Source organism: Nonomuraea sp. NPDC050540 (genome assembly GCF_044457485.1).
Classification (GTDB): Bacteria; Actinomycetota; Actinomycetes; order Streptosporangiales; family Streptosporangiaceae; genus Nonomuraea.
In genome coordinates, this window is sequence record NZ_JBITHA010000006.1 from 217,209 (window position 1) to 243,512 (window position 26,304).

Below are 26,304 nucleotides of genomic sequence, written 5' to 3' on the forward strand. Positions count from 1 at the left end.
GTTGCCCCTTTTTCCTCGCCTGCCGATACAACGTACCGGCAGTAGACAACGTACACCCGAATGTGTACGTTGTATCCGCTCGATACGGCGTACACTAAGGGAAGATTCGTGCTCAAGATCTCCGTCATTCTCGGCAGCACCCGTGAGGGACGCTTCGGACCCGCCGTGGCGAACTGGCTGCTCGACCACCTCCATCAGCGTGACGACATGAGCGCCGACCTGATCGACCTGGCCGAGACCCCGCTGCCGACCGTGCTGCCGGAGCTCGGCCGGCCACCGGCCTCTCAAGAGGACAGAGATCTGCTGGCGGCCGTCTCACCGCGCCTGGCGACGGCCGACGCCTTCGTGATCGTGACACCCGAGTACAACCACAGCTTCCCGGCCGCGCTGAAGAACGCCATCGACTGGCACGGCGTCGAATGGCAGGCCAAGCCCGTCTCTTTCGTCTCCTACGGCGCCTTCTCCGCCGGGCTGCGCGCGGTCGAGCAGCTCCGGCTCGTACTGGCCGAGCTGCACGCCGTCACCCTGCGTGACAGCGTCGGCCTGCAACATCCGTGGGCGCAGTTCGACGGCGACGGCAGGGCCCTCGACCCGGCCGCCGATGCCGCCGCCAAGGTCATGCTGGACCGGCTCGCCTGGTGGGCGCACGCGCTGCGCGAGGCCAGGACCGCCCACCCCTACACCGTCTGAGGCGCCATGACCCGCCTGGGTGTCTTCGGGCTGCTGACCGGCATGTTCCTGGCCATGCTCGACGGCCTGATCGTCGGCACCGCGCTGCCCACCATCGCCGGTGACCTCGGTGGCCTGGACCAGCTGCCGGGGGTGGTGACCGCGTACATGCTCGCCGCCGCGGCGACCACCCCGATCTGGGGCAAGCTCGGCGACCTGTTCGGCCGCAAGGCCACCTTCATCTGCTCCATCGTGCTGTTCCTGGCCGGATCCGCGCTGTGCGGCCTGGCTCAGACCATGCCGCAGCTCATCGCCTTCCGCGCCGTGCAGGGGCTCGGCGCGGGCGGGCTCATGGTCGGCGCGCTGGCCATCATCGGCGTACTGGTCCCGCCCCGCGACAGCGGCAGGCTGCAGTCGATGATCGGCGCCATCATGCCCGTCGCCTACGTCGGCGGGCCGCTGCTGGGCGGGTTGCTCACCGACCATCTCAGCTGGCGCTGGACCTTCTACGTCAACCTGCCCATCGGCGTACTCGCGCTGCTGCTCATCGCCATCCGGATCCACCTGCCACCCGCGAAACGGGGCCGACCGCGCATCGACTACGCCGGAGCGGTGCTGCTGACCATCGCCATCGTGGCCCTGACCCTGCTGGCGGGCGGAACCCCCTGGCCCTGGGCGCTCGGCGCGGTCGGCGCGCTGGCCCTGGCGGCGTTCGTGGCCGTCGAACGCCGCGCCGCCGAGCCGATCATCCCGCCCCGGCTGTTCACCGACCGCGACTTCGTCCTCGCCCAGGTCCTGAGCTTCCTGGTCGGCGCGGTGATGCTCACCGTCACCAACTACCTGCCGCAGTACCTGCAGCTCGTGCAGGGCTCCTCCCCCGCGGCCAGCGGCATGTTACTGCTCCCGCTGATGTTCGGCATGCTCGGCGCGCAGCTGCTCACCGGCCGCCTCATCAGCGCCAACGGCCGCTACCGCGCGTACCCGATCCTCGGCGCGGCCCTCATGGCCGGCGGCGCGCTGGCGCTGTTCCCCCTTGACGGAGACACCCCCGTCGCGCTCGCCTCGGCCCTGACCCTCCCCATCGGAGCGGGCCTGGGCCTGGTACTGCAGAGCACCACCCTGATCACCATGAACAGCGCCGACCCGCGCGACATGGGCGCGGCCGGCGGCACTCTCACGCTGCTGCGCACCATCGGCGGCTCGCTCGGCATCGCCCTGCTGGGCGCCCTGTACGCCGCCCAGGTACGCGGCGACCTGGCCGCCCGCCTGGGTCCGGCCGCCGCCGACCGGCTGACCACGCGAGGCGACCTCACCCCCGCCCTGCTGCCGGACCTGCCCGCCCAGGTGACCGACGCGGTACGGCCGGCCGTCACCGCGGGCCTGCACGTCATCCTCGTCGGCGCCGCCGTCCTGTCCGTCGCCGCCTTCGCCATCGCCTGGCTGATCCGCGAAACCCCGCTGCGCACCGGCCCATGATGGATGGGCACGGCACGCGATTCCTCTGTCACCACCGTGAAACTGGTGGAGGCGGGGCAGCATGCGTTGGAGAACTCCAGCCCCGCCGCGGGCCTTCCTTGCTCGGGTACGCGTCAGCTGTGCCGGGCCGGGATCGTCACGGGAGGGCAGCGGGGGTCGAGTCGGACCTTGGCCAGGTCCCGGCCGACGATCGTCCAGGCGTTGAACGAGCCGGGCTCGAACTGCAGCTGCGGATTGGTGTGCCATTCGTCGCCCAGCCCGGTTGCCAGCAGCCTGGCCTCCGATCCGAGCTCGTAGGCGTTGCCGCCGCCGAAGTAGGTGGAGGTGAACACCCGGCCTCTGTGGACGTTCAGCTCTCCGTGGCCCGAAAGCAGGCCCTGGTGCTTGATGGTCCCGGTGGCGGGGTCAAGGGCGATCCAGGCGCCGAGCACACGCTTGTAGACCGCGTACAACAGCCCGTCGTGCACCTTGAGATCCTGGAAGGTGCGGTGATTGGGCAGGGGATCGATCTGCCACAGCACCGTGCGCCGCTTCAGGTCGAAGGCGGCGATCGAGGCCGTCGCCTTGGTCGGCGGGGTGCCGCCTCCGCCGAGCACGTCGCCGCCCAGATAGACGATGCCCCGCGCGGCGTCGACGCTCAGGCTCATCAGGCTCTGGTCGGGGATGACGTTCGGGTAGACGTCCAGCTTCCCGGCATCGGGGTCGAGCACCGTCAGGGCGCCGCTCAGCTTCGCGCCGGTCGGGGCCGATGCCACCAGGATGGTGTCGGTGACGGGGTCGTGCTCGATGTCCCACGGGCGTGACTGGCCATGGCCGATGTAGCCGTGGCTGCGCACCTTGTCGGTGTGCACGTCGATGGAGATGATCTCACCGCTCGGGTACAGCGCGGCGTAGATCTCGTTGCCCCGCCATACCATGGCCTTCGGCTCGCCCACCACGCGGATTCTGCGCTGCTTTCCGGTCCGCAGGTCACGTACCTCCACGGCGAAGTGGCCGCCGATGTACAGCGCCCGGTTCGGCACCAGCAGCATGCTCTGGGTCCGCTCGGGACCCGCCGGGAAGCCCGCGTCGATGAGGTCGACGAACGCGGAGGTCCCGCTCGGCAGGTCCAGCCACCACATGCCGCCGCTGCCGGCGAAGCCGATGAGCTGCTGCCCGTTCAGGTGCAGCGCCCGGGTCTCCTCGCCCGGGGAGGGCGGGCCGGCCACCTTGGTCACCGCGTTCTGCCCGGTACGGTAGCTGTAGACGGCGCCGTCGGGGCGTGAGGTGAGGTAGACCGTGCCGTCGGGGCGACCTCGAAGGCGTCGATGGTGCCCACTCCGGCGTCGAACTGCCGGCGGTCGGTGCGGTCCTTGCGGACGTCGATCAGCGTGCTCCCACTCGCCGCCAGGATCCGCTCGCCGTACAGCGCCACCGTGCCGACGGCCGTGGGCCCCTGGGCGAGTTCCCTGACGGCGCCGCTGACCCGGTCGACGGCCAGCAGCTTGCCCTTTTCCAGCAGGCCGGCGTAGGCGGTGGTGTCGTCGGCGGCGACGGCCCTGACGTAGTGCTCGCCCTGGGCCAGCACGCCGTATCGGCGGACCGCGCCGGTCGAGGGGATGTACTCCCAGAGCCGGCCGTCGGAGGAGGTGCCGAGGTAGAGGGCGCCATCCGGGGCTGCGGCCATGCTCCAGACGAAACCGCCGTTCGCTCCGAAGGAGCGCAGGTGAGCCACCTGGCCCGTGGCCAGGTCGTAGCTGTACAGATCGGGCACGGGATAGGTGCCGATGTACAGCTTGCCGCCGGCGACGGCGGTGGCCCAACCGCCTTCCGGCTCGCCCGCGGCGGGGCCGTCCGGCAGGGTGGCCGTACGCGTCACCTTGCGGGTGGCCAGGTCGATCTCGGCTACTACCGGAGGCTTCGGCCCGCGCGAGACCACGTAGGCGTGACCGTCGTGGACCGTGGCGCCGACGATCGCGCCGGTGACGGAGGCCGGGCCGTACGTGGTGACCGCCTGCGTGCCGCAGCCCGGCGGGGAGCTCGCGTGGGCGGAGGCCGGGACCAGCACAACGGTCAGGACCATAAGTAAGGACACGCAGAGTCGTGGCACAGCAGACCTCCAGATTGTCCATTCGTGCTCAATTATGGTCAGGACCGTAATCTTTCGCGCGCAGCACGTCAATACGGCTGACGACCGTGACCCGCTCGCTCCGAGTTGCGGGCGCCTGGGGACCGCACGCGCGGAGGAATGCCGGACGGCTCCGTGGCAGCGCCGGGTCCGTGCCGGGTGGCGGACCCCAGGTCGTCCGATCGTCCACACCAGGCGGAGGGTTGTAGAATGTCGAGAAAGTCCACCCCCGAACCCCAGGCCTGACCTGGGGTTTTCGTGTTCTGCGGACCGTTAACGTCGCTCCGCCCGAGGCATGTGAGGTGGCTATGTACCCGGTGCCAAGCCATGACCCGCGCCAGGCGCTTGCCCGTGTGGTCGCTCACGAGATGTCTCAGGGATGGCGTGTGGAGACGCTGACGGATTACGTGGCCGTCCTCTCCCGCGGCTGTACGTATGCGCCAAGGGTCAATCACCTATTGCATCTGCTTCTCACGGTTTTTACCTGCGGTTTCTGGGCGCCGGTTTGGATACTTCTCTCGATCTTCCGCCCCAGGCCTCCGTGTTACGAGCGTCGCATCCTCTCAGTGGACGCCTACGGGCGAGTGCATCAGCAATAGCGCCGGGGACGAGGCCTCGGATGCTTGTCTACCGTGCTGCCGTCGACGGTCGCGTGCAGCCGGCTCGCCATCCAGACCCGCACGAGACAGCGGCCCGCCCGCTCGGCCCCGGCCCCTGTTTCTGTTCGAACACCGGCCGCTAGAAGGTGTAGCGAGTGTGGCTGAACACCTGGCTGTCGTGCCCGAATCCGTACGCCGTGCCGGGTGCCACCGCGAACAGCAGGTCCTTGCCCTGGCGGATGCTGTCGCCGAAGCCGTAGAAGGTCCCCTCCGGCGAGGTGATGTGGTCGCCGTATTGCGTCTCGAACGCGGCGATGACCTCGTCCTGCCGTGCCGGATTCGTCACCCGCTCCGCCGTACCCTCGATCACGATGTCGAGGCCTTCGGACAGGGAGTTGTTCCCGGTCGTGAGTGCGCAGTGGGCGTTGCCGGCCAGGTTCTTCGCCTTCTGCTCGCCCGGCCCGGTGCTGAAGTGCAGCGCCCCGTCGTGCCAGGCGGCGATGAGGGGCGTGACGTGCAGCCGGCCATCCGGCCGGACCGTGGTGATCCAGAAGATCTCGGCGGCCCGCAGCTGGTCCTGGGTCTGGTCCCAGTCGGTGGCGGTGACGTTCTCCGCGCCCGGGCGCGGGTTCAGCGCGGAGCTGTAGCGGGCGTCGAGCTCGGTCTTGGGCTGTTTCGGTGTCATGCGGAACTCCCTTCCCCTTCTCGCCGAAGACTACGGGGGCTGCCGGTCGGCCGGGCGTCCGACATCGTCCGCGACGCCCTCGGCGGCGCCGACCCCATGGCGGGCCGTCTCACCCCGCCCGTACCGCGCTCATGGCCGAAGTCCGCAGAAAGCGGCGGCCCCGGGCCCGGCCGGCCGACCAGGAGCAGCTCCAGCGCAGGCAGGCCGAACGCGGTAACGAGGCCTTGGGATATTCAGTGGCCCGCCTGCCCCTGAGGACCCAGGATGGTGCGCATGACTCTGGCCACCCCCGTACTGCACACCGATCGCCTGCGCCTGCGGCCGTTCACCGACGCCGACGCCGACCCCCTCTTCGCGCTGCACAGCAGCAGCTACGTGATGCGCTACTGGGACTCTCCGCCGTGGACCGAACGGGCTCGCGCCGGGCGCTTCATCGAGATGTGCCGGAAGATGGCGGACGAAGGCACCGGGGCCAGGGTGGCCATCGACCGTGCTTCTGACGGGGCCTTCGTCGGCTGGTGCGGCCTGACCCAATGGAACCCGGACTACCGCAGTGCGTCGCTGGGCTACGTCCTCGGCGACGCGATGTGGGGCCAGGGCTTCGCGACGGAGGCCGCGCACGCCTTGCTGCGGTGGGCATTCGACGCACTGGACCTGAATCGAGTCCAGGCCGAGACCGATACGCGCAACGTGGCATCCGCCCGCGTACTGGAGAAGGTGGGCTTCGTGCGCGAAGGGACGTTGCGGGAAGATTGCATCGTGAACGATGAGGTATCCGACTCGTGGGTGTTCGGGTTGATCAGGCGAGAATGGCGACCGTCGGACGCGCCGATCTCAGGGCCCCGTCAGGCTCACATCGTGCGATAGCACGGATGCCGAGAGCACACGTTCACACAGTTCCTTCTGCCCGCCGCGTGCCTGCTGTCTTCGTTCGCGTGGAGTGACCTGCGCCACACGTTCCGTCCTGATGTCACACCGCTTCCTGCCGCTCCGTCCTTGGGATGTTCAGTCGAGGCAGGAGGTCTTCATGGCACGGGCTGTGACGAGGGTTGTCGTGGTCGTCAGCGCGCTCTACACGCTGTACTTCGGCGTTTGGATGTGGGGGTGGCCGCGCGAGTTCGCCGAGTTCGTCAACTATCCCAATCATGTTCATTTCCTGCATGACCTGGGTGCTTTCCACCTGGGCATCGGGGTCGCCCTGCTGGTCGCGCTGATCTGGCGGGACGCCATCCTCGTCGCCCTCGTCGGCCTCGCGGCGGCCAGCTTGATCCACACGGTCAACCACACGATCGACTCTCATCTCGGCGGCGCCTCGAGCGATCCCTACGTGATCGGCGCGCAGACCCTCCTCGCACTCGTGGGCATCGCCTTCCGGGTCCGGCATCTGCGCGCGCGCGAGACCAAGGAGCAAGGGCGATGAGGGTACTGCTCGCCGGAGCGACCGGCGCGATCGGGGTCCCGCTGCTGTCGGCGCTGGCCGCCGCGGGTCACGAGGTGACCGCCGTCATCCGCGATCCCGCCAAGCGACGGCTGGTCGCCGACCACGGCGCGGACCCGGTGATCGCCGATGTGATGGATCGGGACGCGTTGCTCCGCGCCGTCGGCGGCCGTACAGCCGACGTGGTCATGCACCAGGCCACAGCGCTGCGGAACGCTCCGCGCATGCTGCGCCCCGACGACCCCACGCTGGCCCTGCGCGGTCAGGGGACCGAGCACCTCCTGGCGGCCGCGCGCCTGGTCGGCGCGCGGCGGTTCGTCACGCAATCGCTGATCACCGGGTACGGCTACCGCGATCACGGCGACGCCGTCCTGACCGAGGACGACGCCTTCGGCTCTCGCGTCGGCACCATCGGCGACCTGGTCACCGACGCCAGCGTGGCCACCGAAAGCCAGGTGTTCGCCGCGGACGGCATCGAGGGCATCGCTCTGCGGTACGGGATGTTCTACGGCCAGAACGCGTTCAGCGACATGTTCGCCGACCTGATGCGTAAGCGGGCTCCCATCCTGCCTCGAGGCAAGACCGCCACCACCTCCTTCGTCCACGTGAGTGACGCGGCCGCCGCCACGGTCGCGGCGATGGAACGCGGCCGGGCCGGCGAGGCGTACAACATCGTGGACGACCAGCCGGTGAGCTGGCGCGCCTTCCTCACCGAGGTCTCCCGAGCCCACGGCACCCCGCGGCCCGTGGTGACGCCGAGATGGTTGATCCGGCTCGCCGTGCCGTATCTGGGTTGCTTGATGATCGACACGACGATGCGGATCTCCCATGCCAAGGCCACCAGGGAGCTCGGCTGGAACCCGGTGTACCGCACCTTGCGCGAGGGCCTGGAGGCGCATCATCCGTCACGTGAGAGGCCATGATGTCGAATCCGCTCGACGCGTTCGTCCCGAGATATCTGTTCCGTGAGAACCACGAGCTGCGCATCAGCCAGCCCCCCGACCTCGTCTGGCGGGCGTTGATGGGGGTGTCGGCGGCGGAGTTGCCGATGGTCCGGGCGCTGATGCGCCTTCGGGGGATGTCGTCAAGGGGAGGTGGGAGCGAGACCGTACTCGCCGGCCTGTCGAGGCGCGGGTGGTTCGAACTGGCGAAGGATCCGGGCCGGCTGGTCATCATGGGTTCGATCGGCCAGTTCTGGCGTCCGGGCTCCCAGCGACGTTTCTGCCCGGCTGACGACTTCCCGGCTCATGAAGAGGATGGTTACGCCAAGTCCGCCTCGGCCTTCGAGCTGGTTCCCGCCGGGACGGGGACTCTTCTGCGGACCGAGACGCGTGTCGCCCCGGCCGGGAACGTTCGTTTCAGGATGGGAGCCTACTGGCTGCTGATCCGGCCGTTCAGCGGGCTGATCCGGCGGATGATCCTTCACGCGGTCGCCGGCCGGGCCGGACGGCTCGCCGGCACCTCCAGCCCCGCGTAACCGGGGCCGAGCCCCGGCGGCGGGCCGTGGCGCGTACTGACACATCACAGAACCGGCGGTGAGGCATCTCACCTACACGAGACTGACCAGTAGTACCTATTTGGTCAGTTTTTCATTTAGCCTTCCGCTCAAGACGCAAACAATGAGGAGCTGTCATGACGAACACGGGCAAGGGCGGCCGGGCTCTGGTAGTTGGCCTCGGCGTCACGGGAATCGCCACCGCGCTGCGGCTGCGCCAGGTGGGCTGGGAGCCCGTTGTCGTGGAACGAGCAGCCGCCCGTCGAGCGGGCGGGTACTTCATCATGTTGTTCAAGGCGGGCGCCGCCCCCGCGCGCAGGCTCGGCGTACTGGAGGCGATCGGAGATCGGACGCCCGCCCGGATGGTCAGCCATGACGTGAACCGGGCCGGGCGCCGCAGCCCCGGAATGAGCCCGGCCGCCCTGCCCGCCATCCCCCGGCAGCTACTGCGCGGCGACATCGAGCAGGCCCTGTTCTCCGCGCTGCCCGCCGACGTGGAGATCCGCTACTCGACGGTGCCCACCCAGATCACGCAGGACGACTCCGCGGCCGAGGTCACTCTCCTGGACACCGTCTCCGGCACCACCGTCACCGAGCGCTTCGACCTGGTGGTGGGCGCCGACGGCATGCGCTCGACCGTGCGCGAGCTGGCCTTCGGGCCCGAAGAGTACCTGCACCCGCTCAACTACATGATCGGCGCCACCGTCCTTGACCAGCCGATCGCGGGTCTCGGCCTGGACGTGGGCCTGTCCCTGGCCGAACCGGGACGCTCAGCGATCATCTTCCCCTTCAGCGACCACACGCCGAGCCTGCTGTTCTCCTACCGCACTCACGACGTCGACGCCGAGTTCCGCCGCCCGCCGATCGAGTCCATCCGCGCCGCCTTCGGCCCCGAACCCACCGGGCGGCTGCTGGAAGAGTTGTTCACGCGGTTCGAACAGGCCCCGGAATACCTGTTCGACTCCGTGAATCAGGTCAAGATGCCACGATGGCACCGCGGGCGGGTCGTCCTGATCGGCGACGCCGCCTGGTGCGTGACCTTGTACGCGGGCATGGGCGCCTCCAGCGGAATCGCCGGAGCCGAGTTGCTGGGCACCATGCTGAAACGCCACCCGGGTGACCAGCCTGGCGCGTTGCGGGCGTGGGAGGCCAGGATGCGGCCTTTCATCCATACCGAGCAGAACAGCGCGCTGCAGATGCGCAAGATCTTCACGCCGCATGACCGCAAGGAGCGGCTCCTGCGCACCCTGATGATGCGCCTCGTGCACACCCCGGCCATCGGGCGGTTCCTGGGCAAGATAATAGGCCCGGACATGCGCAACAAAGAGGTGGACGTCGCCGCCGTCTGAGACGTCCCGGATCTGAATAAAGGAACGAACCCGATGAGCCAGCTGGTCGAACACCACTCGCGCAAAGCCGCCCGCATCCTGGACAGCGCACGCGAACTGGTGCTCGACCACGGCGCGGGCAAGGTCACGGTGTCCGAGATCAGCCGCGCGGCCGGAGTCGGCAAGGGCACCGTCTATCTGTACTGGCCGAGCAAGGAAGACCTCATTCGCGGGCTGTTCGCCCGTGACCTGCTGACGCTGATGGACCAGAGCATCAGCCGCATCACCGCCGACCCCGCCACGGTCCAGCCTCGCCACCTGGCCGCGCTGCTCCTGCGCACCACCCGTCAGCTCCCGCTGGCAAACCGTACGTACAGGGGCGACACGGAACTGCTGCGGCTGTTCGCCGAAGAGCCCGCCGACCGTGAGCTGTTCGCCCGCATCAATCCCGCCGCGATGTGCTCGGCGGTCATGCCGATCCTGCACCGCCACGGGCTGATCCGCGATGACCAGCCTCTGCCTCGCCAGACCTATGTCGTGCATGCCGTACTCGGCGGATTCTTCGCCGCCGTCTCCGAACCGGCCATCGCCCCGCCCGGTGTTGACGACCCGGTCGAAGTCCTCGCCGACACCATGGCCACGCTGCTCGAACCCGCCGCCCCACCCGGCCGGGCGGCCATCGCCGCGGCAGCCGAGGAGACCGTCGCCGTCTTCCGCGACGTCCGCGCCGCCGTGCTCGACCTCATCCACCGCGGCCAGACCCCCGAACCCTGATCAGCCCGTCCGGCGCCCGAACAGCGCTGATACAAGGGAGCGCCGGCCGCGCTCGACTCTCTTTCTCCGCCCCGTGACTGAGTCGACAGCGAGAGTCCGCGAGACGCGGCGTGTCGCACGCTCACGTCTCATCAGCGGTTCCATGCGGTGATGTGCGGTTTCGTACCAGCAGTCAGTGGCTGGATCTGCCCGCCGGGTACGCGCCGTGGCCCGCTGCCTATGACCTGTTCCGGTCGTGGGTGGTGGCGGGCGCGTTCGAGCAACCGATGCGGGCGAACTGGCCCGAGCGCTGGAAGAGGCCGCCGGCGAGGCAAGGGGGCTGTGGCCAAAGGGCAAACCTCCACTCAGCAGGGTGGCAGGATCCAGCACGCGAACCTCGGACATCAATGGCCGGAACGGCTACAGGTCGCGATTCCTGCTCAAGATGTCGTCCGCTGCCCGGCGGCTGGGCAAGGAAGGCCTGAACCGGACCGAGAGGGTCCGGCGGCCTGGTCGCGTACGTCGCGGGCGTCCATCACGCAACCGCTCGGACCGCCAGGCAGAACGCCTATAGACAGCGTCGCGTAATTGAGTGAACACTTTGAGCGACAAGTCCTCCCCCCCCGGCGGCCATTTCCTGCAGCCTCACCGTCACCGGTGTGTTTCGTGCTGCCCGAAGTGCGTCCGCCAAGGACACCACGAAGGAGAAGCCATGCTGTCCAAGAAACTCCTGGCCCTTCCGCTCGCCCTCCTGGCGGCCGGAGCGTGCGTGTGCGCGGCCACCACCGCCACCGCCAGCACCGCGGCCAAGCCGGCCTCGGCCCGACAGGCGGCACTGCCGCCGGGCTACCAGATCGTCACGCTGCCCAACGCCAACGTCCCCAACTTCCAGCGCCGCACGCTGCTCTGCCCCGGCACCAAGCGCGTCCTCGGCGGCGGCGCCGAAGCCCAAGGCAACCGGGCGATCCTCGTCGGCTCCTTCCCCACCACCGACGGGCGCGGCTGGATCGGAATCGGCCGCCAGGACGGCTTTAGCGACGTCGGCATCAGCGTCTACGCCATCTGCGCCGACTAGATCCTCTCCGGCTTCTGTCTCGGCCCAATGCGGCCGAGACAGAAGCCCCTCGCTCACCCGGCCCCTGACCACGGTGAGGACCAGCATCCCCCGAACCTGCTCACGATGAGCCAACCCAGCACGCCTTCGAGACGGCGGCACCTTCGTACCGTAGCCAGCGGGAGAATCGGTTGCTTGCCTCACCCCGCAGACCCGAGAGGCTGCAATGGGCCGATGAGAGGGAGATCTCCCCCGCGAGGTCCTTGCCGCGGCGTCCACCGCCCGGACCCACCCGACGACAAGAAGGGAGAGGGTGGTCATCCAGCTCTACGCGCTGCGTTACCCCGACGACATAGCAGGGCTGGTCTTCGTCGACCCCACCGTCACCCGGTTCAGCGCTGGTGCGCACGACGTCGTTCGCCCTCGCCTCGAAACTGCTCCGCCTGCGCGCGCTCATGCCCTCCAAGGCCTCCCGGTCCCTCCGTGAACTCGCCGGCACCCTGGCGGCCATGCCCCACCACCTGCGCGAGGTCGCCGACGCACTGGACCAGAGCACCCTGCCGCCCGCGCCCATCCGAGTGATCACCGCCGGCCAACGCCCCCGCATGCCCCAAACCCAGCTTGCGCACCTGAACGCCACCCATCACGAGCTGGCCGCCCAATCTCCCCGAGGACGCCTCATCATCGCCGAATGCGCCACCCACCAGATCCCCCACACGATCAACCCGAGATCATCATCCAGGCAGTCGAGGACGTTCTGCGACAGCTCGACGCCCCGCAGGCAGAGCCATGACACCAGCCGGGGAAACGATCAACGGATTCGGGCGGACTACTCCCCGCGGAGTACGGGTCGCGTGCGCTCCGACGTGGCCGGCGGCCTCCCCTGGGGAGAACCCCCTACGCTGAAAGGCTGGTACTGGCGGGCTCATCGTACGCGCGACGGAGTAGCCCAAGTGCGTCCGCCGGCCTGACGTTCTCCGGCGACGTTTTCGCGAGTCTGAACCCAGACGAAAACGGCATCCACCCGGGAGGACGAAATGACCGGCACCATCGAGAACATGATCGTCAAACTGACCGGCTGGCTGTCCCGCCACAGCATCGACGTGCTGCGCGTCAGCCTCGGCCTGGTCTTCGTGGCCTTCGGGACGCTCAAGTACTTCCCGGGAGTCAGCCCGGCGGAGGCCTTGTCGGTGGCCACTCTGGAGAAGCTGTCGCTGGGAATGGTGTCGGGCTACGCGGCACAGTTCGTGATCGCCGGCATGGAGGTCTTCATCGGTCTCACGCTGGTCACCGGCAAGCTGCTGAAGACCGGGCTGGTCGTGATGACCGGAGCGATGGCCGGGTTCTTCGCACCGTACGTCCTGTTCTTCACGGACCTGTTCCCCGGCGCGCCGACACTGGAGGCGCAGTACATCTTCAAGGACATCGTCCTGGCCGCCGCCGCCATGGTGATCGGCGCCCGGGCGCTGGGCGCCCGCCTGATTCCGGCGTACGAGCATCAGGCGCCCGCCCACGAAATCCACGAGCGCGTGGCGGCCTAGGTGTACCTTGGCCGAGATCTTGGTATCCATGGCCACAGACAGCTGATCACATAGAAGACCTCCGGGCTTGGTGGAGTTAGCCGCTTCACCGAACGCTCGGAGGTCTCAATGGCACACGCTAACGCCCGCCTGACGTTCCACGGCAGATGCCTGCTGGTCCGCCGCGTCGTGGAGGTAGGCCGCCCGACGCCCATGTCGCCGCCGAGCTGGGCATCTGCCGACAGTGCGGACACCGCTGGGTCACTCGACTCCGTCAGGAAGGCTGGGATGGTCCGCGGGAACGACGCAGCGGCCCCGACCGGCTCGCCACCGTCACCGGAGTACCGGCCCGGACCATCACCCGCATCCTGCGCCGCCACCACATCGCGCCCTTAGCCGCCTGCGACCCGGTGACCGGCACCCCGATCCGAGCGCACCGCATGAGCGAGCGCCGCTACGAGCCCCCGGCGACCTGATCCACCTGGACGTCAAGAAACTCGGCCGCATCCCCGACGGCGGCGGCCGGCGCGTCCACAGCCGCAACGAACAGGTGCGCTGCCGCGGCATCGGCTACGGCTACCTCCACACCGCCTGATCGCGGACGCGGCCATGGTCCCGTCCGGGGCTCGCACCAGGATGTGAAGGCCGGAACGGTAGGGCCGGTTTCCGCGAACGCCTTCGTCAGCGAAGCGCGTTCAGCTCTTCGAGGGCGCGATATCCGCGCTTGACCATCCCTGGAACGACATCGTGGCGTCCGTGACGGATGGGGACCTCGAGCGTGAGGAGGGTCTGTGCCGCTGCGAGCACCGCCGCCCCCTCCCAGCCGACCAGGTCGAGGATTCTCGTCCACAGTCGCCTTCGGACACCGTCCAGCAGCGGATCCTGGAAGGTGTACCACACGAGGGCGGTGAGATCAGTCGCCCGCGTGCCGCTGCCCGCGTTCCCGATATCCACGACCGCCACCACCGCTCCGTCACGGACCAGGACATTGCTGGGGGTTGAGAGATCGGCATGGACCATGTCCGGCGCCTCTTGTGGTGGTGGGACGTCGGCACACACGAGCCGCAGGCGCTCGGCCAAGGCCGACACCACGGAGGAATACCCCGAGAGCCTGGCCACGGACTGGCGGAGACGCGCCTGCTCCGGCGTCTCGTTGAAATCCAGCCCGGAGACAGCCGAATCCTGACCGGTGGCCACCCGCCAGGCGTACGACCAGTGGTCGTACGGCTCGGAGGCTTGACCGGCCTGGAGTTCGATGATCTCCATCAGCTGCTCAACGAGGGACGGGGTCAGCTCTGGCGCGGGAGCCGCGTCGACGAAGTCCATCAGATGCCAGACATGAGTGCCTGTGGCTCCCACTCCGAGCCAGGCCGGGGTGGGATAGCCGCGCCTGCGCATGTGCTCGACCACTCTCTGGGCCCGCAACGTCTCATCCAGGTGGCCGGGGTGGGCCCGGGGCACTGCTTTGAGCACCGCATTCGCCTTTCCGGCCAACTGGACGCGCATGGCACCCCCATTGACGCCTCCAGGCAGGCGGCTGAGACGAGTGACCTCTGCCCCAACCACGCCGGCCACGTCGTCCAGGACCTCGTCCGGCAGCTCTTCGGGATGGGCCCCCTGGTTCATCGACTCGACCTCGAAATCTCAGCGCATTGACCGAAAGCTACTTGGCGCTTGGCGGCAACTTCGGCGGCATCAAGGCGTGAAGCTGGCGCCCCTGGCTGGGAGTGTTCGCGGCGGCGGGGGCTTCGAGTCATCGGATCATGAAACAGGTCTCGGTCCGGCGTGTCATCCGGATTCTTCCCCTCGGGCTTCCCGGTGCGTTCGGGCGGAAGCGGCGTTCGACCCAGAACGGCCCGTAACCATCTTGGGTGGCCCGCGCCGGGTCCTACAGCGCAGGCCAGTTCATCGTACGAGTTCATCGGACGTCACCTGCGGCGGAGCGACCATCGATTACCGCGGGCTCGGGGTACACCCGGACGGCCAGCAGAAGGTCGATGGCACCGCCCCGAACTGAATGAGCGCGCCAACACCGGCGACACAGCCGAGGGAGCAGGCTCGACGGTGCCGCCGCCCGCGGCACGGCGTCCGCTGAATCATTGGATGCGCCGTCCGGGGATGGTGCGCCTGTAGACGGACGTGCGAACCGGTCGAACGGCCGAGGCGGTGGCCGGGAGCAGCATCCTAGGTTGATCCCGACTCACACCTGAGCCTTGGGAGCAGAAATGACGTCCGCTTGGATCGTCGTGCTTGCCGTCGCGATGGGCGCCCCAGCCGCGGTGCCCGGGTACGACAGGACGCGACTTCGCCAGGATGTGGCCGCGATACGCGAGGCGGAGGTGACCGGGGTGGAAGCCCAGTTCTGGGCGCCGCACGGCCGCATCACCGCTCGCGCCGGGGTCGCCGACCTGCGCAGCCGCCGGGCCATGCTGGCCGAGGGCTACTTCCGCATCGCGAGCACCACCAAGACCTTCGTCGCCACCGTCGTCCTGCAATTGGTTGCCGAAGGCAAGGTGGCGCTCGATGACCCCGTCGACAAACATCTGCCGAAGGTGGTGCGCGGCCACGGAAACGACGGCCGCGTCATCACCATCCGCCAGCTCCTCCAGCACACCAGCGGCCTGTACGACTACGCCAGCGACATCAACGCCACCATCGCCAGCCGCGCCGACTGGCAAGAGCGCCGGCTGGCCCGCTACTCGGTACGACAGCTGGTGGCCATGGCGCTGCGGCACAAGCCCGCGTTCAAGCCCGGCGCGCGGTGGGCCTACAGCAACACCAACTACCTCCTGGCAGGGATGATCATCCAGAAGGTGACCGGGAGATCCTGGGACCGGGAAGTACGGGAGCGGATCGTGAAGCCGCTCGGGCTCCGCCGTACCTTCAACCCCGCCACCACGTCCCTGCCCGAGCCGCACGCGAAGGCCTACGTGAAGTTTCGTCCAGGCGAGCCGTGGACCGACACCACCAGGAGCCGGGACAACTTCGCCGATGGCGGGCTGGTCAGCACGATCACCGATCTCAACCGCTTCTTCCGTGCCCTGATCGGCGGCCGGCTGCTTCCCGCCGCCGAACTGGCCGAGATGCGCAGGACCGTCCCGGCCCGTGTGCCCGACATACCCGGCCAGAGGTATGGACTAGGGCTGTTCTGGACCCCGCTGACCTGCGGCGGCGGATACTGGGGGCACGGCGGCGACGGAGCGGGCCACAAATCCAGGGAAGGCGTACTGGACGGCGGCCGGCGCAGCGTGATCGTCTTCACCCAGAGCATGATCGTCGAGGACGCGGCGCTACGACGCCACGAGCGAGCCGGCCAGCGGCTCATCGATCACGCGTTGTGCGCGTCCAAGACCGGCTCCTGAGATCGCCCGCACGGCCCATCGCGGAGCGGGTGGGTGCTCGGCGGCGGCGGTCTTGAGCTCGGACAGTCGCTCCCGGAGCTGCGGCCGCGCCTCCTCCAGGCGGGCCACGTGGGCAACGCGTGGCGGCTCCGAGGGAACTCTCGCCGGTGGCGGGACCCGGGGCGGCGCGCTCTGAACGATGCGCCTTGCCGCAGGTTCGTTGACGAAGCCCGGGGGTGCGTGGCGCGAGGCCGGTTGCGGGGCGTGGGTGACCTGGCCTCGATCGAGGTGCTCCAACCGGGCAACTCCTGATCTGACCACTTGTGGCCATATCTGTTGCCCGGCCCGGTGCCCGGCGGGATGCTGCGGGCAACCGCTTCCCCCCGGCAGAAAGGCATGATCGTGCCACGGACCCGTGGAGCGCGTTTCGCCGCCACTCTTCTGCTCCTGGTCGGCGTCGCCGGCCTGGGCAATCAGGCTTCGGCCTCGGCCCTGCCCAGGCCACTGGCCTTCGCCGAGAACCTGGATCTGGAGTGCTTCAGAACCGACCCGTATGTCCCCGCGCAGCCGGTGACGCTCCTGTTCCGCCACCTCAATCCGGTCCTGGAGAAGCTGCCGCCGGAGAAGGTCACCCTGGGAGAAAGGCAGCAGCTGTGCGTCCCGGTCACCAAGAACGGGGTCATCCCACCCGACGACGTGCTGCCCTACCTCAAGTACGTAGACCTTTCCTGCTACAAGGTCGCCAGTGACAACCGCATCAGCGAGGACCTGCGGCTCAGCCACCTCAACCCGGTGCTGCAAAAGCTCGGCGCCCCCAGGCACGTGGTGACGATGGTCGAGCTCCAGCAGCTGTGCGTACCTGTGGCGAAGGACGACTTCTTCCCGCCCAAGGAGATCCAGCACGTCGTCCAGCACCTCGACCTGGCGTGCTACCTGGTGAAGACCGAGGAGGCGCTCAACGAGGAACTCAGGCTGGGACAGCTCAACCCGCGCCTGGCCCACCTGCCCGACTCCCCCGCCAAGGTCACCTTCAGCCACCAGCTCTGCGTCCCCGTACAGAAGGAGGGCGACGACATCCCCGGCGACGTGCGCGAGATCGTCCAGTGGATCGACCTGGAGAAGTACGAGATCGTGGCGCCCAAGCTGCCCGCTGTCCAGCGGCTGACGCTCACCCACCTCAACCCCGTGCTGAGCCGGCTGCCCAGGGAACGAGCCACGTTCAACCTGCCCCAGCACCTCGCCGTCCCGGTCGCCAAGAACGACCTCATCCCACCGGGCTGACAGAAGTTACGGCAGTGGCTCGCCGTCGAGGATCGCACTGCGACGGCCGCCGAGACCTCCCCGGCACCAGGTACCCGCCCTGCCGCCCGGGGAGTTCCGGTCCTCGAAAGCGTGAACGGCCGGCGCATCGTGAGCCTTCTTCCTCTCGGAAGGGTCGCCGGGGGCGGTTCATCGGTTCTCGCCGGAGCGACGGGGCCTAGCCGACGTCGACGGCGTCTATCCGGGCCTGTGCTGGCCGGCGACACGCTCTACGCCGTCGATGTCCGCTGAGCGACGCACCGCCGCACCGTCGCGGGCGACCTCCTGCTGCTCGCCGACCGCAACGACGGCGCGCGGCGCTACAACAACTGCCGCAGTTCCGTACCAAGCTGGCACAGCACCCGCTGCGGCGGGCTGCTCCAGGGCTCATGACCGTCCCATCACACGATCCGGCGATCGTCGGGCACCGGTGGGGCTTCGCCGGCGCCACCGTCTGCCTGGCCGCCGCGCTGCGCCCGAGGGCGGTTGACCGTGATCGTTAGGTGCGGCAGGAAGCGGGCAGCCATCCCTCAGTTGGCGGGTCCGGGCCCTAGGTCGATCACGGTGGTCTTGAGTTCGGTGTAGTGCTCGACCCCGGCGAAGCCCAGTTCGCGACCGAACCCGGAGCTCTTCACTCCCCCGAAGGGCAAGGAGGGGTGGAAGATGCCGTACGAGTTCGCCCAGACGATGCCGGCCCGCAGGCGGCGGGCGACCCGGTGCACCGTGGCGTTGGCCGTGCTCCATACGCCGGCGGCAAGGCCGTAGCAGGAGTTGTTGGCCAGCCGTACGGCATCGTCCTCGGTATCGAAGGGCACCACCGTCAGCACGGGGCCGAACACCTCGTCTCGTTCGATCTGTGTGCCGGGAGCGACGTTGGTCAGGACGGCCGGGGCGGTGAAGAAGCCGTTACCCTCGGGTGGCGTTGGCCCGTCGTGTGCTTCGGCGCCCTCGGCGACAGCGTGCGCCACCATGCGGTTCACCCGGCCACGCTGCGCGGCGGACACGAGCGGGCCCATGTGGGTGCCGGGCGCCAGTCCATGACCGATGGTCAGCTGCCGAGTACGGCGCACCAGTTCGGTCACGAACTCGTCGTGGATGCCACGGTCGATGATCAGTCGGCTACCGGCCACACAGATCTGTCCGGCGTTGGTCCATATGCCGTCCATGACGCCCTTGATCGCGGCGTCCCAGTCCGCGTCGGCGAAGACCAGCTGGGGGCTCTTGCCGCCGAGTTCCAACGTGACCTTGGTGAGGGTGTCGGCGGCGGCGCGCATGACGGCCTGCCCGGTCCGGGTCGACCCGGTGAAGGCGATCTTGTCGATGCCGGGGGCGGAGGTGAGAGTCGCCCCCGTGGCGCCTCCTCCGGGCAGAACGTTGACCACTCCGTCCGGGATGCCGGCTTCAGCGCACAGCTGGGCGAAGTACACGGTCGACAGCGGCGCCTGTTCCGAGGGCTTGGCCACGAAGGTGTTGCCGAAGGCCAGGGCGGGAGCCAGCTTGTACATGAGGATCGGCAGCGGATAGTTCCACGGTGTGATCGCGGCGCATACTCCGAGCGCTTCGCGGGTGCCGGTCGCGAGCAGGCGCCGGGGGGCGGGGATCACCGCTCCTTCGATCTTCGTCGCCCAGCCCGCGTAGTAGCGCAGGACGGCGACCGCCTCGGCGATGTCCAGGCGGGCCTCGGCCAAGGGCTTGCCGGTGTCCAGCGACTCGAGCTGGGCGACCGCTTCGGAGTCCCGATCAAGCAGACCGGCCAGGTAACGCAGCCGCGCTTCACGTGCCTCGGGATCGAGTTCGCTCCAACGGCCGTCATCGAACGCCGCGCGGGCCGCGCGGACGGCGTCGGCGACGTCCTCGGACGAGGCGGTGACGTACTCGGTCATTGTGACCCCGCTGCCCGGGTCGACGACGGGCAGGCGATGCTCCGAGCGGGCCGCGCGGAAGGCGCCGTCGATGAACGGGCTGAGCGGTGGCCTGTCGAGCCAGTTCCGCGCATCGGGCAGCAGCAGGTCACGGACCGACGGGTCCAGTTTCGCGGTCATCGCGTGCTCGATTCTGTGTGCCTGGGGGCTACCACTGGGTGGCGATGTACTTGGTCTCGAGGAATTCGTTGATGCCGTGGTGTCCGCCTTCGCGGCCGATGCGCTTTGCTTGACGCCGCCGAATGGCGCCGCAGGGTCGGAGAACACGCCGGTGTTGAGGCCGACCATGCCGGTTTCGAGCTGTTCGGCCACGCGTAGCCCGCGCGGCAGGTCACGGGTGTAGACATAGGAGCCCAGGCCCATCTCGGTGCTGTTGGCCATGGCGATCACGTCGTCTTCGCTGTCGAAGGAGACCACCGGAGCAACGGGCCCGAACAGTTCGTGGTCCAGCACCGGCGCGGTGGCGGGGACGGAGTCGATGAGAGTCGGCGGGAAGAAGTAGCCGGGGCCGGGCAACGGGTCCCCGCCCACGACGACGCGGCCTCCGGAGTCGAGCGCGGACCTGACCGCCCCGGCCAGGGAGTCGCGTGCCGCGGCTGAGGCCATCGGTCCCACGGTCACCGAGGGATCCGTGCCGGGGCCGACCTTCAGCGCGGACAGTGCCTGGGCGAAGCGGGAGACGAACTCATCGTGTACGCGGGTGTGGACGTAGAACCGGTTGGCCGCGGTGCACGCCTCGGCGTTGTGCCGCATCTTGGCCACCAGCGCGCCGGCGACGGCCGCGTCCAGGTCGGCATCCGAGAAGACGATGAAGGGGGCGTTGCCGCCCAGCTCCATCGAGGTCTTCAGCACCCGTTTGGCCGCTTGGCCCAGCAGGGCGCTGCCCACCCGGGTGGAGCCGGTGAAGGACAGCGCCCGGACCGGACCGGCGTCGATGAGATCGGCGGTGAGGGTGATGTCGCGGGTGGTCGGAAGCACGTTGACCACGCCGGGGGGAACGCCCGCGGCGGCGAGCAGGCCGGCCAGGAGGAGAGCGGTCAGCGGCGTCTGGTGGGAGGGTTTGATCACGACGGTGCATCCGGCCGCGAGCGCCGGGGCGACTTTGCGGGTGATCATGGCCGCCGGGAGGTTCCAGGGCGTGAGCAGCAGTGCCACTCCGACCGGCTGGGAGATCTCGATGATGCGTCGGTCGCCGCCGGGCGCGTGGCCGAGGTGGCCGGACACGCGCACGGCTTCTTCGCTGTACCAGCGGAAGAACTCGGCGGCATAGGCGACCTCCGCGTGAGCGTCGGCGCGGGCCTTGCCGTTCTCGGCGGTGATGAGGGCGGCGATCTCGCCCCGGGACCGGATCATCAGCTCGTAGGCCCGGCGCAGGATCTCGGCGCGCTCCCTGGGCGCGCGCTCGCGCCACGCGGGCAGAGCCGTGGCGGCGGCTGCTGCCGCATCCCTGCCGTCGTCGACGGCGGCGTCGGCCACCGTGGCGATGACCTGCTGCGTGGCGGGGTCTTCGACGTTGAACGTGCCGCGCCCTGTGGCGGGACGCCAGGCCCCGTCGATGAACAGATCGGTGAAGGTGACGGTGCTCACTGGGGCCGCTCCGTGGGGTGCGGAAGACGGAACTCGTCGTTGTCGGCGCCCAGCCGGGGAACGCCCCCGGGTCGGGCACCCTGCCCGTCGAAGAGCAAGGGCAGGCGGGGCAGGCGGAGGACGGAGCCGTCGGCGCGCACGGCGCGTTCGTCGTCGAGCGGAGCGAACAGCCCGCGGTGGGCGAGTTGCGGGCAGGCCCGGACGTCGGCAATGGTCTGCACGACGCCGGCGGGCTGCCCGGCCGCGCGCAGGGCGGCCACCGCCTCGTGCCGGTCCTTGTCCTTGGCCCACTCCTCCAGCAGCGGAACGATTCGGTCGCTCATGTGCTCGGCGCGCTTGAGGGTCGTGTCGAGCTCGGGATCTGTTTCCAGGCCGGGGTCGCCGAGCGCGACACAGCATCGGCGCCACATCTCGTCGGTAGGGATCACGATGGACACCCACGCGCCATCACCGGCGCGGAACGCCCCGACGGGGCTGAAGCGGTCAACACCTCGGCCGGGAACTTCGCCGGTGTACTCGTGCAGGGTGAGCGGGCGTTCCAGGAACGCCGCACCGATGTCGTACATGGCGGCATCCACGTGGGCTCCTCTACCGGTGGAGACGCGCGCGACCAGGGCGGTGAGGATGCCGAGGGCGGCGTAGACGCCCGCGAGCAGGTCCATGGTGCCCATCGGGGCCAGGCCGGGCGGCCCGTCCGCATCGCCGATCAGGCTGGACAGGCCACTCATGCCCTGGATGACCGAGTCGAACGCCGGCCAGCTGGTGTAGGGCCCGCCGGAGCCTCCGAAGCCGGAGATCTCGCAGACCACCAGGTGGGGGTGCCGTTCGAGGAGCAGGGCGGGAGCCAGTCCCTGGCGTTCCAGCGACCCGGGGCGCAGGTTGCCGACGAGGACATCGGCGGACCGCAGCAGTTCGTGGAAGATCCGCCGGTCGTCCTCGAAGCTCAGGTTGAGCTCGACGGACTTCTTGCCGCGGTTGTAGGAGGCGAAGCCGCCGCTGATGTAGTCGTCGTCCGGGCCGAGCTTGGGGTCGTACCGGCGGCGAGGGTCACCCGTTCCGGGGCGTTCGATCTTGATGATCTCGGCGCCCGCGTCGGCGAGCAGTTGCGTGCAATACGGTGCCGCGATGAACTGCTCCAGCGACACCACGCGGATGTCGCGCAGGAGTCGCAGTCCTTCAGTCACGGTCCGCGCCGATCGTTCCGGCGACCAGCGCCACGGGGCGGAAGTCAAGGAGGTTCACTGACTCGCCCGCCTGCCGCAGGGTCTGTCCTTTGATGCGGAAGGCGATCAGTGCCCCGCCGTCGACCGGCAACAGTTCGTCGCAGGTGATGTCGAAGGACAGGAGATCGCCTTCGAATGCCGGGGCGAGATGGTCGCAGGAGCGCCACCCGACGACGGCGGCCAGGCCCGGTACGAGGCGGGTCAGGGATGCCTGCGCGAGGGCGGCGACGTGACCTCCATAGACGAGGCGGCGTCCGTGCCGGCCGCGTGCGGGGTCGCGGTGTGCGGCGGCCTGATTCTGGGTGAGGCGGACGAGGTCCAGGGCGCCGCTGATCGAGTCGCGCAAGGGATCGGTGGCCTGCCAGCCGGCAGGTGGCAGCGGCCGTCGCGACAGCTCGGACAGGTTCCAGTCCTTGGGCACCACGGGCAGCAGGGCCTCCAGCGGGCGGCTGGAGTCGGCGGTCCCGACCTCTCCTGCTTCCACCAGCCGGTCCTGGTCGCGCACGGGTAGCAGGGCGAGTCGCTCCAGCGAGGCGACCAGCACGTCGTGCTGGTCGCGGGTCTCCACGGACAGCAGGACCTTCGCGCGCCGGCCGTTGCCGTTGTCCCGGGTGAAGGCGCGGGCGATGGGAGTGACCGTCGAGGTCAGCGTCGAACCCAGATGAATCTGCCTGTGCAGCGTCACATCGCGGTAGAAGAGGTTGGCGATGACGATCCGGGTGGCGACGGTGGACTGGCCGATCGCGAGGTGAAGCACGAGAGCCGAGTTGACCACGCGAGCTTCCGCTCCGGTGGTGGCGTAGGCTCGCGGGCCGCTCAGTGTCAGGCCGGCGGGGTCTCCGCTGATCGCCTGGTATTGCGCGGCCAGGCCTTCGTCGATGGTGATCGCAGGTGCCGGTGGGAGGGACTCGCCGATGACGAAGTCGTCGCCGTAGGGGCCGTCCGGGAGCATGGTGGTACTCAGTGTGATGGTGCTCATTGTCCTGCCTCCGCGAGTATGTTCAGGGCGCGGTCGATAGCCGGCCGGTCGACCATGGCGCCGTTCACGACGATCGCGCCGGTGGCGTGCTCGTCGGCGACGGCGCCGACGATGCGGTGCGCCCAGGCCACCATGTCCGGGTCCGGCCCGAACAGTTGCCCCACGGCGGCGATTTGGGCCGGGTGTATGCAGAGCTTGCCGGTGAAGCCGAGGGCCGCCTGCCGGGCGCAGTGGGCACGGAGCAGCCGCTCGTCGTCGACCGCCACTGTGGGCCCGGCGATCGCCGGTATCTCGGCGCTCGCCGCGGCGTTCACGATCCGGGCCTGTGCCCAGGAGGTGTCCTCGGCGCGCAGGCCGCCGCAGCGGGTGAGCTCGGCACGGTAGTCCAGCTCGCCGAACATGACCGCCTTCACCGCCCTGTGGTGGGTGGTGAGCCAGGTGTGCTCGACCCCTTCGGCGGTCTCGATCAGCGCCACGACCGGCAGCTTCGTCCTGCTCGACAGGTCCGCGACCGCGTCCGGCGTGGCCTTGGGCAGCACCAGGGCGTCGATGCGGTCCAGCACGTCGCGCAGCGTGGCCAGATCGGCCGCCAGGTGGGGCGAATCTGTGGAATTGACGCGCAGCCACAGCCGGCGCGCCGGCGCGGCCAGTCTCCCGGCCCACTGCCGGGCGAGATCGCGGGCGTTGTGCTTGTCGATCTCGGCGACGCCGTCTTCGAGGTCGACCATGAGCGCGGAGGCCGTGGAGGCCTGAGCCTTGGCGAGGAACCGTTCGGAGGAGGCCGGCACGGCCAGGACAGTGCGGGCGGGCGTCCGCTTCATGCCGGCGGGCCCTTCACCGCTCGTGGCTCGCCCTCGATCTGCCCGGCGAGCGGCCGCCCGGCCTCGGGTGGCTGAAGCCGGCGGATGTCGTTCATGAGGACACAGCCCTTTCTTCTCGCATCAGAGGTCGAGTACGAGCTTTGGGGACAGGCAGCGGCCGACGCAGATCATCATCGTCTCGTTGCCGTCCCGTTCCTCCGGGGAGAGCACTTGGTCTCGGTGGTCGGGAACGCCGTCCAGCACGGTGGTCTCGCAGGAGCCGCAATAGCCTTCTTCGCAGGAGAACGGGACCTGGGGCATGAGCTTGCGGATGACGTCGATCAGGCGCTGGTCGGCCGGCACGGTCAGGGTCCGTCCGAAGCGGGCCAGCTCGACCTCGAAGGCACGGTCGGCCGGCGCGGGCTCGTTCTCGTCCTTCGGCTGCGCGCCGAACCGCTCCAGGTGCAGCGTTCCCGGCGGCAGCAGTTCGTCGCCGCGGGCCTCGACGGCCCGCAACATCGGTTCGGGGCCACAGGCGAACACGGCCGTGCCGACCGGCAGGCCCGTGAAGGCGGCGGCGAAGTCGGGGTGCCCGAGTTCGTCCTGCGGGATCAGGCGCACCTCCCCCCTGGACCGCTGGGCGAGTTCGGTGAGTTCGCCGGTGTAGGCCATCGAGGAGCGGGCCCGGCCGCCATAGACCAACGTCCATGGGGTGCCGGTCGCGACCGCTTCGCGGATCATCGCGAGGATGGGGGTGATGCCGATTCCTCCGGCGAGGAAGAGGTACCGGTCCGCTGGGACCAGGCGGAAATGGTTACGCGGTGCGCGGACCTTGACGATCGTTCCTTCGGTCAGCTGGTCGTGCACCTCTCTGGAGCCACCCCGGCTCGCCGGCTCGCGAAGGACGGCGACGACGTACTCGCCCGTGCGCTCACCGTGGCCGCACAGGGAGTATTGGCGCACGGTCCCGGACGGCAGGACGAGATCGATGTGCGCTCCTGGCGTCCACTCCTCCAGTGGATGGTGAGCGGGATCGGTCAGGGTGAGTTCGACGACGCCCGCCGCCACGGCGCGCCGTCGGGCGACTGTTACCTGCCGCACTCCGGCGAACTGGGTGTTCATGACCGCACCTCGCTCTCTGTGATGGTCTCGGGGCTGAAGCCAACTCGGACGGCCGCCTCAGCACGGCTTGTCAGCGCGGATGGCCGGTGGCGGCCCGGCCGAGCGCGAAGGCCATCTCCGCGCCCGAATCGACGACGACGTCTGTGCCGTTGATCCATCCGGCCTGCGCACCGGCCAGAAAGTGGATCACTGAGGCGATCTCGTGAGGCTGACCATTGCGTCCTCCCGCCAGCTCGGTGAGGGTATCGAGCTCGTCGTGGCCCATCGACTCGTAGAACGCCGGCAGGAGCGGGGTCTCCACAGCGCCGGGGCTGACCGTGTTGACGCGCACGTGTCCGCGGTAGCGCTGGGCGGCGTAGGACGTCCACACGATGAGGGCCTCCTTGCTCCGTGTGTAGGCGTCCTTGCCGTTCGTCAGTAGGTCCGCACCCGTCCGCAGGCCGGTGTGGAAGTCCGGCGTATTCACGAGCCGGCCGACCTCGTCGAGGTGGTCGCGCCAGTGCCAGCCGGCGGTGGAGGCGACACTCACCACCGATCCACCGGGTTTCATGCGAGGCACGAGGCGTTCGGTCAGGTGCCGTAGCCCGAAGAAGTTGACTCCGAGGATCAGCGGGACGGGCGAGGCCCCCGAGACACCGGCCACGTTGCACAGCACGTCGACGGGATCCGGCAACGCCTCGATCGCGGCGTCGATGGAGCGGGGGTCGCCGATGTCGGTCTCGATGTAATGGCCGACGGCGCCACCGGGCCTGAGGTCGAGCACGACGACCTCGTCCCCGTGCGCCAGAAACCGCTCCACGACGGCTTCGCCGATGCCTGATGCTCCGCCGGTGACCACCACCGTGCGAGACAGGGCCATCGCCGGCTCCCTTCGATCTTCGATTGCCTCGAATCAGCTGGATATCTC

22 protein-coding genes and 2 pseudogenes are annotated in these 26,304 nt (G+C 69.2%); 13 read left to right on the forward strand and 11 right to left on the reverse strand.

Annotated elements, in window-relative coordinates:
- The first annotated feature begins 108 nt into the window (after positions 1-108).
- The gene (locus ACIBI5_RS22140) at positions 109-690 is read left to right on the forward strand and encodes an NADPH-dependent FMN reductase (RefSeq protein ID WP_397249539.1); all 582 of its coding nucleotides are present in this window, start codon (positions 109-111) and stop codon (positions 688-690) included.
- 6 nt (positions 691-696) lie between these two features.
- On the forward strand, positions 697-2,145 hold the full coding sequence (locus tag ACIBI5_RS22145) for an MDR family MFS transporter (RefSeq protein WP_397249541.1): 1,449 nt from the start codon (positions 697-699) through the stop codon (positions 2,143-2,145).
- A gap of 113 nt (positions 2,146-2,258) precedes the next feature.
- Here ACIBI5_RS22145 and ACIBI5_RS22150 read toward each other — a convergent pair whose 3' ends face one another.
- The 3 genes from ACIBI5_RS22150 to ACIBI5_RS22160 all read right to left on the reverse strand — a co-directional run bounded on the left by ACIBI5_RS22150 (position 2,259) and on the right by ACIBI5_RS22160 (position 5,536).
- Entirely contained in the window at positions 2,259-3,362 is a 1,104-nt protein-coding gene (locus tag ACIBI5_RS22150) for a YncE family protein (RefSeq protein WP_397249544.1), read from the reverse strand.
- Entirely contained in the window at positions 3,359-4,207 is an 849-nt protein-coding gene (locus ACIBI5_RS22155) for a hypothetical protein (protein ID WP_397249546.1), read from the reverse strand. The genes ACIBI5_RS22150 and ACIBI5_RS22155 overlap by 4 nt, the downstream gene beginning before the upstream one ends.
- A gap of 783 nt (positions 4,208-4,990) precedes the next feature.
- Complete coding sequence (locus ACIBI5_RS22160; RefSeq protein ID WP_397249548.1) at positions 4,991-5,536, reverse strand: pyridoxamine 5'-phosphate oxidase family protein; 546 nt, start codon at positions 5,534-5,536, stop codon at positions 4,991-4,993.
- Positions 5,537-5,809: 273 nt separating this feature from the next.
- Here ACIBI5_RS22160 and ACIBI5_RS22165 point away from each other — a divergent pair, with 273 nt between their 5' ends.
- The 9 genes and pseudogenes from ACIBI5_RS22165 to ACIBI5_RS22205 form a co-directional block, all read left to right on the forward strand.
- Positions 5,810-6,403, forward strand: a complete 594-nt coding sequence (locus tag ACIBI5_RS22165) for a GNAT family N-acetyltransferase (protein ID WP_397249550.1) — start codon at positions 5,810-5,812, stop codon at positions 6,401-6,403.
- A 187-nt stretch (positions 6,404-6,590) separates the two neighbouring features.
- On the forward strand, positions 6,591-6,956 hold the full coding sequence (locus tag ACIBI5_RS22170; protein ID WP_397249552.1) for a hypothetical protein: 366 nt from the start codon (positions 6,591-6,593) through the stop codon (positions 6,954-6,956).
- Entirely contained in the window at positions 6,953-7,897 is a 945-nt protein-coding gene (locus ACIBI5_RS22175; RefSeq protein WP_397249554.1) for an NAD-dependent epimerase/dehydratase family protein, read from the forward strand. The genes ACIBI5_RS22170 and ACIBI5_RS22175 overlap by 4 nt, the downstream gene beginning before the upstream one ends.
- Positions 7,894-8,451 (forward strand): hypothetical protein, encoded by a 558-nt coding sequence (locus ACIBI5_RS22180; protein WP_397249556.1) that lies wholly within the window; start codon positions 7,894-7,896, stop codon positions 8,449-8,451. The genes ACIBI5_RS22175 and ACIBI5_RS22180 overlap by 4 nt, the downstream gene beginning before the upstream one ends.
- Before the next feature lie 155 nt (positions 8,452-8,606).
- Positions 8,607-9,818, forward strand: a complete 1,212-nt coding sequence (locus tag ACIBI5_RS22185) for an FAD-dependent monooxygenase (protein ID WP_397249558.1) — start codon at positions 8,607-8,609, stop codon at positions 9,816-9,818.
- A 33-nt stretch (positions 9,819-9,851) separates the two neighbouring features.
- Entirely contained in the window at positions 9,852-10,571 is a 720-nt protein-coding gene (locus ACIBI5_RS22190; RefSeq protein ID WP_397249560.1) for a TetR/AcrR family transcriptional regulator, read from the forward strand.
- Positions 10,572-11,262: 691 nt separating this feature from the next.
- On the forward strand, positions 11,263-11,625 hold the full coding sequence (locus ACIBI5_RS22195) for a hypothetical protein (protein ID WP_397249561.1): 363 nt from the start codon (positions 11,263-11,265) through the stop codon (positions 11,623-11,625).
- A gap of 1,016 nt (positions 11,626-12,641) precedes the next feature.
- The gene (locus ACIBI5_RS22200) at positions 12,642-13,145 is read left to right on the forward strand and encodes a DoxX family protein (protein ID WP_397249563.1); all 504 of its coding nucleotides are present in this window, start codon (positions 12,642-12,644) and stop codon (positions 13,143-13,145) included.
- Between the two features lie 108 nt (positions 13,146-13,253).
- A pseudogene (locus ACIBI5_RS22205) lies at positions 13,254-13,716 on the forward strand (leucine zipper domain-containing protein); the annotation flags it as partial.
- An 89-nt stretch (positions 13,717-13,805) separates the two neighbouring features.
- Here the strand turns inward: ACIBI5_RS22205 and ACIBI5_RS22210 are convergent.
- On the reverse strand, positions 13,806-14,750 hold the full coding sequence (locus ACIBI5_RS22210; RefSeq protein WP_397249565.1) for a phosphotransferase family protein: 945 nt from the start codon (positions 14,748-14,750) through the stop codon (positions 13,806-13,808).
- Between the two features lie 599 nt (positions 14,751-15,349).
- Between ACIBI5_RS22210 and ACIBI5_RS22215 the strand changes: the two genes are divergently transcribed.
- Positions 15,350-16,486, forward strand: coding sequence for a serine hydrolase domain-containing protein (locus ACIBI5_RS22215; protein ID WP_397249567.1), 1,137 nt, complete (start codon positions 15,350-15,352; stop codon positions 16,484-16,486).
- 375 nt (positions 16,487-16,861) lie between these two features.
- Entirely contained in the window at positions 16,862-17,746 is an 885-nt protein-coding gene (locus ACIBI5_RS22220) for a hypothetical protein (RefSeq protein WP_397249569.1), read from the forward strand.
- Between the two features lie 548 nt (positions 17,747-18,294).
- Here ACIBI5_RS22220 and ACIBI5_RS22225 read toward each other — a convergent pair.
- The 7 genes and pseudogenes from ACIBI5_RS22225 to ACIBI5_RS22255 form a co-directional block, all read right to left on the reverse strand.
- Positions 18,295-19,806: an aldehyde dehydrogenase family protein gene (locus ACIBI5_RS22225; protein WP_397249571.1), complete on the reverse strand. Its 1,512-nt coding sequence runs from the start codon at positions 19,804-19,806 to the stop codon at positions 18,295-18,297.
- Between the two features lie 28 nt (positions 19,807-19,834).
- Positions 19,835-21,273 (reverse strand): annotated as a pseudogene (locus tag ACIBI5_RS22230) (NAD-dependent succinate-semialdehyde dehydrogenase).
- Positions 21,270-22,457: a CaiB/BaiF CoA transferase family protein gene (locus ACIBI5_RS22235; RefSeq protein WP_397249573.1), complete on the reverse strand. Its 1,188-nt coding sequence runs from the start codon at positions 22,455-22,457 to the stop codon at positions 21,270-21,272. The pseudogene ACIBI5_RS22230 and the gene ACIBI5_RS22235 overlap by 4 nt, the downstream one beginning before the upstream one ends.
- Positions 22,450-23,475: a hypothetical protein gene (locus ACIBI5_RS22240; protein ID WP_397249575.1), complete on the reverse strand. Its 1,026-nt coding sequence runs from the start codon at positions 23,473-23,475 to the stop codon at positions 22,450-22,452. The genes ACIBI5_RS22235 and ACIBI5_RS22240 overlap by 8 nt, the downstream gene beginning before the upstream one ends.
- The gene (locus tag ACIBI5_RS22245; RefSeq protein WP_397249577.1) at positions 23,472-24,296 is read right to left on the reverse strand and encodes an HpcH/HpaI aldolase/citrate lyase family protein; all 825 of its coding nucleotides are present in this window, start codon (positions 24,294-24,296) and stop codon (positions 23,472-23,474) included. Before ACIBI5_RS22245 ends, ACIBI5_RS22240 begins: the two co-directional genes overlap by 4 nt.
- A 120-nt stretch (positions 24,297-24,416) precedes the next feature.
- On the reverse strand, positions 24,417-25,397 hold the full coding sequence (locus ACIBI5_RS22250; RefSeq protein ID WP_397249579.1) for a PDR/VanB family oxidoreductase: 981 nt from the start codon (positions 25,395-25,397) through the stop codon (positions 24,417-24,419).
- 70 nt (positions 25,398-25,467) lie between these two features.
- Positions 25,468-26,256 (reverse strand): coniferyl-alcohol dehydrogenase, encoded by a 789-nt coding sequence (locus tag ACIBI5_RS22255; RefSeq protein WP_397249581.1) that lies wholly within the window; start codon positions 26,254-26,256, stop codon positions 25,468-25,470.
- Between the last annotated feature and the right edge of the window lie 48 nt (positions 26,257-26,304).